Origin of the sequence: uncultured Thiodictyon sp. (genome assembly GCF_903828115.1) — a bacterium.
In the GTDB taxonomy this organism is placed as follows: domain Bacteria; phylum Pseudomonadota; class Gammaproteobacteria; order Chromatiales; family Chromatiaceae; genus Thiodictyon.
This window is the reverse complement of the sequence record NZ_CAIKKU010000811.1, coordinates 1-4,754: the sequence shown is the minus strand read 5'-3', so window position 1 is coordinate 4,754 and position 4,754 is coordinate 1. Positions and strand designations below refer to the sequence as shown.

Here is a 4,754-nt window from a genome sequence, read left to right as displayed (position 1 = left end):
CGGCGCGATCTCGCAGATAACCCCGCCGGGTGGGGGTTGAGCACAGGCCGCGCCGCACTGGGGTGCGGCGCTCCCAGTAGCCGTTGCGGCTTAACTCAATGGCAGTGAGGCTCCGGCGTGGGAGCAAGTCCGGACGTTCCCGCGTCACGTAGGGTTGGAGCAACCCGCGCAAGGCCGACCAGATAGTGACGCCGGAGTGGACGCACGGGCAACGACTCACCACCCACTTGCGCTCCTGAATCGAAGCCACTAGCCTCAGCCCCCATGGACGCCATCACCGCACCCCACGACGCCTTCTTCCGCGAGAGCTTCGGCCGCCGGGACGTTGCCCTGGACTTCCTGCGCCACCACCTGCCGCCGGAGTTGCTCACCGCGATGGCCTTGATCTTTGTTCCGGCCAGTCGATCGCGGGGCGTGCGTAGTCAGGGCTTCCAGCCCTGATTCGGTCAGGCCAGGATGGCCTGACTACGCAGTCGGCGCGCCCGCGTGGCCGGAGTTATGATCGAGGCCGCCGCGGGCCTTGATCATCATCCCGGCCCATCAGCCAACGGCGCGGTCTGCGGTCCGCACAGCGGACCCTACCGCCCCGCGCCCGTAGGGTCCGCTGTGCGGAGCAGCGACCTCGCGTCCAGCAGCGTGGCCGGAGTCATGTTCAGGCCCACCTTGCGTGCGTTCGCCGGTAACTGGGCCAACTGTGGATAAGAATGGCGCTGCGCAGGCTTCGTAACGACCCCCCTTATCTCCCCCGACCCAGCCCCTCGATCAAACCTTCCCCCGCCTCACCCTGTGGACTCAGGGTCAGCTTGCGCCCCTCCGAAAGATACTCGATCCCGACACTCAAATCCGCCGCCGGCAGCAGCCCTGCCCCGCGCTCGGGCCATTCCACCAGCCACAGGGCGGCGTCGCCGAGCAGGTCACGCAGTCCCAGGTATTCGAGTTCTTCGGGATCGGCCAGGCGGTAGAGGTCGAGGTGATAGACCCGGCGGGGGCCAATCTCATAGGGTTCGATCAGCGTATAGGTGGGGCTGCGGGCGGCGCCCTGGTGGCCCAAGCCGCGCAGGATGCCGCGGGCCAGGGTGGTCTTACCGGTGCCCAAATCCCCGTGCAGGTAGATCACGAACTGGGCTGGTAGGGCGACGGCCAGGCGGGCGCCGAAGGCGGTCTGGGAATCGGCGTCGGGGAGCAGGATCTCCATCAGCCCTCCCCCACCCCGGACGGGCGCCCGGCGGGCCTGTTTGCGACCGGGCGCAGGGCGGCGAGGATGTCACCGGCGATCAGCCCCCGCTCGCCGTCCCGGGCGGCGCGGTCGCCGGCCGCCGCGTGGAGACAGACACCGAGACCGGCCGCCTGCCGCGCGTCGAGTCCCAAGGCGCGGCTTTGGGCCAACAGGGCGGCGATCACGCCGGTCAGCACGTCGCCGGCACCGGCGGTGGCCATCCCGGGGTTGCCGTCGGTGCAGACCGCGGGCGGGTGCTGGGGCTCGCCCTGGATCAGGGTGCCGGCGCCCTTCAGAACCACCACCCCGCCGTAGCGCCGCTCGATCTCGAGCGCGGCCTGGAAGCGGTCCGCGCCGACCGCGGCCGTGCCGCACCCGAGCAGGCGTCCGGCCTCGCCGGGGTGGGGGGTCAGGACCCAGTCCGGGTTGGTCGCGGGTGACTCGGCCAGGAGGTTCAGCGCGTCGGCGTCGACCACCAGCGGCTTGCCGCTCAGCCGCGCGCGCTCCCAGAGTCGACGACTCCAGTCGGCGCGGCCTAGGCCGGGGCCGATGGCGATGACCGTGGCCCGCTCGATCAGTGCATCCAGTGCCTCTGGGTCCGCGACCGGACCGACCATGAGTTCCGGGCGGGTGAGGTTGAGCAGGGCGGCGTGGTCCGGGTGGGTGGCGACCGTGACCAGTCCGGCCCCGGCGCGCAGGGCCGCCTCCCCGGCCAGGCGGGCGGCGCCGGACATGCCGGGGGCACCGCCGATGATGAGCACATGGCCGAAGTCGCCCTTGTTGGCGGTGGGTCGCCGCGGTTGCAGGTGGGCGGATTGCAGGGTCCAGTCGATGCGACAGGCGGCAGGGGTTTGCGTGGCGTAGACCGGTGCGGGGACGCCCAGGTCGCTGAAATGGACGGCGCCGCACTGGTCCGGTCCGGCCCCGGTGAAGAGGCCCTGTTTGAGGCCGATGAAGCTGATGGTCGCGGCGGCGCGCACCGCGACCCCGAGCACGGCCCCGGTGTCCGACTGGAGTCCGGAGGGAATATCGATGGCCAGTACCGGCACACCGCTTGCGTTGACCGCCGCGATGGCCGCGGCCCAGGGGCCGGTGACCGGCCGGTCGAGACCGGTGCCGAAGAGCGCATCGACGATGACACCCGGTTGCGCGGGCAGGGCGTTGAAGGGCTCGATCGGACCGCCGGCCTCCCGGTAGGCGGCCAGGGCTAGGGCGGCGTCGCCGCCGACCCCATCGATGTTGCCGATCTGCAACACGGTCGCCGTCATACCGTCCGCCCGCGCCAGCCGGGCGATGACATAGCCGTCGCCGCCGTTATTACCCAGGCCCGCGAGGACCGTCAGGCGCTCGATCTGCGGCCAGCGGGTGTGCAGCAGCGCATAGGCGGCACTGCCGGCCCGATTCATCAACTCGATCCCGGGGATGCCGTGGACCTCGATGGCGCTGCGGTCCAGGGCGCGGACCTGGTCGGCGCGATAGAGTGACTGGGGCAGAGCGGGGGTATGTGGGGTTGATCTGGGCATGGGGTTCTGGTAACCGTAGCAGCGGATAACACGGAATCATACCGCGACATCGCGAGCGGCGTGAGAATAAATGGACAGGATCAGTAACGAGTCAGAAATCGATCGCAGTCGTTGTCGTTGTCGTTGTCGTTGTCGTTGTCGAGATTATCGTAGCGCCACGGATCCGCTCGCACGCCAAACTATGTCGCTTCTCCGATTACGATTTCGACAACGACAACGACAACGACAACGACAACGATTGTCATGTGTCTAACTTGTTCTTGACTCGTTCCTCAGTTGCGCAGATGGTGATAGATATCGAGGTACGACTGCCCCGGCCGGTTCCAGGAGTTGTCGGCGCGCATCCCGTTGACGCGCAACTGCCGGAAGTATTCCGGGAAGCGCAACCACAGACCGATGGCACGGCCCATGGCGGCCTCCAGCGCACTCTCGGTCAGTTCGTCGAAGAGATAGCCGTTGCGCTCCTCGAAGGGCCGGTCCGAGTAGTTGGCATCGAATACGGTGTCGGCCAGTCCGCCGACCCGGCGCACGATGGGGACCACGCCGTACTTCATGGCGATCATCTGCGTCAGGCCGCAGGGCTCATAGACGCTGGGGATCAGGATCATGTCGGCCCCGCCATAGATCAGGTGCGACAGTTCCTCGTCATAGGTCAGTTCCAGGTGACAGTCGGGGTTTGAGTCCATTTCGCGCTTGATGCCCCAGAACCGCTCATTCACCGCTGGCTCCGGGGCTGAGCCCAGGAGTACGAACTGACAGCCGCTCTCCAGCGAGAAATAGATCGCCCGGCGGATCAGGTCCACCCCCTTTTGGCGGTCCAGACGGCTGACGACCGTGATGATCGGCTTGAAGACATCATCCAGACCCAGGCGCTGGCGCAGGGCCTTCTTGCTGGCGGCCTTCTGCGGCAGGGTATCGGGGCCGTAGGGCTGGGGCAGGTGGGGGTCCAGTTCCGGGTTCCACACCGAATAGTCGATGCCGTTCAGGACGCCGCCGAACTTGCGGTCGTAATATTGAAGGAGCCCCTGGAGCCCCATCCCCTGGTCGGTATGCTGGATCTCCCAGGCGTAGCGCGGCGACACGGTGGTGACGAAGTTGGAGAACACGATCCCGCCCTTCATCAGGTTCACCGCCCGGTGATTGACGGGGTCGAGCAGCCGCTCCATGGTCATGAGGCGTTCGGGCTTGAGGCCCACCTGGCGCAGGATGGACTCCCCCGTCACGCCCTGGTGCCCCATATTGTGCAGCGTGTAGCAGGCGCGGGTGTGCTTCATCCCCAGGCCCTGGTAAATCTCATAGAGCAGCACCGGGATCAGGCCGGTCTGCCAGTCGTTGCAGTGGATCACGTCCGGGTGGCGGCCGGATTTCAGCATGAACTCCAGCACTGCCCGGCAGTAGAAGGCGAAACGGTTGGCGTCGTCCGGCTCTCCGTAGATCTTGCCGCGCCGGAAGAAGTTCTCCCGGGCGTGCTCGTCGATGAAGTAGCACTGGAGTCCGTCGACCTCACCGTGCTCCACGTCACAATGGACCCATTGGTCGTAATAGGGTACCCACAGACCCTCATAGACCTTGGTCAGGCCCCGGATGCGATCGAAGCGCAGGCTGTCGTACTTGGGAAGGAAGATCTCGACCTGATTGCCCCGAATCGACAACTCCCGGGCCAGGCCCTGGACGAAGTCCCCGAGACCGCCGGCCTTGGCGATCGGCGCGCACTCGGCGCTGACCATGGCGATGTACATGCGCCCTGCCCCCTTTGGGATGGCTCGTGAGTGGGTAGCGGCCGTGGCCGCCGCCGGTTAGGAACGGTTCACTAATAAGTTAAACATGTCTATTAGGGAATGGAACTTGCGCAAATCTCGTTGTCGTTGTCGTTGTCGTTGTCGTTGTCGTTGTCGTTGTCGTTGTCGTTGTCGTTGTCGTTGTCGTTGTCGAGGTTATCGTAGCGCGCTGGGCCTTGATCATCGTTCCGGCCAACCGCCATCCTCTGGAGTCCAAGGCTTCAGCCTTGGTCCTGT

6 protein-coding genes are annotated in these 4,754 nt (G+C 66.5%); 1 reads left to right on the top strand and 5 read right to left on the bottom strand.

What is annotated here, in order from left to right:
• A partial coding sequence (locus QZY48_RS29875) for a hypothetical protein (RefSeq protein ID WP_295437477.1) occupies positions 1–220 on the bottom strand: 220 nt, incomplete at its 3' end.
• 44 nt (positions 221–264) lie between these two features.
• On the opposite strand from QZY48_RS29875, the gene QZY48_RS29870 reads away from it, so the two are divergent.
• Entirely contained in the window at positions 265–441 is a 177-nt protein-coding gene (locus QZY48_RS29870) for an Rpn family recombination-promoting nuclease/putative transposase (protein ID WP_295437475.1), read from the top strand.
• Between the two features lie 295 nt (positions 442–736).
• Here the strand turns inward: QZY48_RS29870 and tsaE are convergent, their stop codons facing one another.
• From tsaE to QZY48_RS29850, 4 genes are all read right to left on the bottom strand, one after another.
• Entirely contained in the window at positions 737–1,195 is a 459-nt protein-coding gene (gene tsaE / locus QZY48_RS29865; RefSeq protein WP_295437473.1) for a tRNA (adenosine(37)-N6)-threonylcarbamoyltransferase complex ATPase subunit type 1 TsaE, read from the bottom strand.
• Positions 1,195–2,739 carry an NAD(P)H-hydrate dehydratase gene (locus QZY48_RS29860; protein WP_295437471.1) on the bottom strand — a complete coding sequence of 515 codons (1,545 nt, stop codon included), beginning with the start codon at positions 2,737–2,739 and terminating at the stop codon, positions 1,195–1,197. The genes tsaE and QZY48_RS29860 overlap by 1 nt, the downstream gene beginning before the upstream one ends.
• A gap of 272 nt (positions 2,740–3,011) precedes the next feature.
• On the bottom strand, positions 3,012–4,478 hold the full coding sequence (locus tag QZY48_RS29855) for a glycogen synthase (RefSeq protein ID WP_295437469.1): 1,467 nt from the start codon (positions 4,476–4,478) through the stop codon (positions 3,012–3,014).
• A gap of 79 nt (positions 4,479–4,557) precedes the next feature.
• Positions 4,558–4,754 (bottom strand): hypothetical protein (locus tag QZY48_RS29850; RefSeq protein WP_295437467.1); only part of this gene is annotated, 197 nt, incomplete at its 5' end.

Excerpts from the sequence above, each read along its gene's own strand:
- QZY48_RS29870 (WP_295437475.1), top strand. The coding sequence starts at position 265 with ATGGACGCCATCACCGCACCCCACGACGCCTTCTTCCGCGAGAGCTTC.
- tsaE (WP_295437473.1), bottom strand. The coding sequence starts at position 1,195 with ATGGAGATCCTGCTCCCCGACGCCGATTCCCAGACCGCCTTCGGCGCC.
- QZY48_RS29860 (WP_295437471.1), bottom strand. The coding sequence starts at position 2,739 with ATGCCCAGATCAACCCCACATACCCCCGCTCTGCCCCAGTCACTCTAT.
- QZY48_RS29855 (WP_295437469.1), bottom strand. The coding sequence starts at position 4,478 with ATGTACATCGCCATGGTCAGCGCCGAGTGCGCGCCGATCGCCAAGGCC.